Consider the following 403-nt stretch of genomic DNA (forward strand, 5'->3'; position numbering starts at 1 on the left):
CTACTGCGAAACAGATTGTTCCACGTATTTTCATTTGCCGGAATATTTGTTATTGCAATGTATCTGGTTGGAACAAATTTAAAAAAAATAAAAAATGATAATGTGCCAATAATAAAAAATCTTATTCACATGAAACTCAGAATATGATACCTCTCTTTTTCATTTAGTTTTTTCTCACAAAAATCACAGTGAGAATGTGGAAAGAAAGAGGTATTATTATGGAAAGAATAGAAGAAGACGTTCTTATAACCGAAACATCACAACCAAGTTCATGGGCTACATTAAGTGATGTGGGAAAAGACTTAACTATAGACAGCGAAACAGATGAAAACATAAATTTAATGCTCACGATATGTGACAACCTGAATGAACTCTTCGAGAAATTAAGCAAGCTAAATTATTT

1 protein-coding gene is annotated in these 403 nt (G+C 31.0%); it reads left to right on the forward strand.

Annotated elements, in window-relative coordinates; all coding sequences use genetic code 11:
* Positions 1-218: 218 nt before the first annotated feature.
* Positions 219-403 (forward strand): hypothetical protein (locus ACYVRH_RS14865; RefSeq protein ID WP_461257631.1); only part of this gene is annotated, 185 nt, incomplete at its 3' end.

The organism is Treponema sp. R80B11-R83G3 (genome assembly GCF_054786115.1).